At 55.7% G+C, this 603-nt stretch carries 1 protein-coding gene; it reads right to left on the reverse strand.

The features are described 5' to 3' along the window. Positions 1-62: 62 nt before the first annotated feature. Positions 63-603, reverse strand: a 541-nt coding sequence (aac(6')-Ib, locus tag OKC44_RS22115) for an AAC(6')-Ib family aminoglycoside 6'-N-acetyltransferase (RefSeq protein ID WP_257712539.1), incomplete at its 5' end; no start/stop codon positions are given.

Below are 603 nucleotides of genomic sequence, written 5' to 3' on the forward strand. Positions count from 1 at the left end.
AACGTTTGACATGAGGGGCGGCCAAGGGCGCCAGCCCTTGGACGTCCCCCTCGATGGAAGGGTTAGGCATCACTGCGTGTTCGCTCGAATGCCTGGCGTGTTTGAACCATGTACACGGCTGGACCATCTGGGGTGGTTACGGTACCTTGCCTCTCAAACCCCGCTTTCTCGTAGCATCGGATCGCTCGCAAGTTGCTCGGCGACGGGTCCGTTTGGATCTTGGTGACCTCGGGATCATTGAACAGCAACTCAACCAGAGCTCGAACCAGCTTGGTTCCCAAGCCTTTGCCCAGTTGTGATGCATTCGCCAGTAACTGGTCTATTCCGCGTACTCCTGGATCGGTTTCTTCTTCCCACCTTCCGTCCCCGCTTCCAAGAGCAACGTACGACTGGGCATACCCAATCGGCTCTCCATTCAGCATTGCAATGTATGGAGTGACGGACTCTTGCGCTAAAACGCTTGGCAAGTACTGTTCCTGTACGTCAGCAAGTGTCGGGCGTGCTTCTTCTCCGCCCCACCACTCGACGATATGAGATCGATTTAGCCACTCATAGAGCATCGCAAGGTCATGCTCAGTCATGAGGCGCAGTGTGACGGAATCG

The organism is Aeromonas sp. S41-2 (genome assembly GCF_027705845.1).
GTDB classification, from domain to species: domain Bacteria; phylum Pseudomonadota; class Gammaproteobacteria; order Enterobacterales; family Aeromonadaceae; genus Aeromonas; species Aeromonas hydrophila.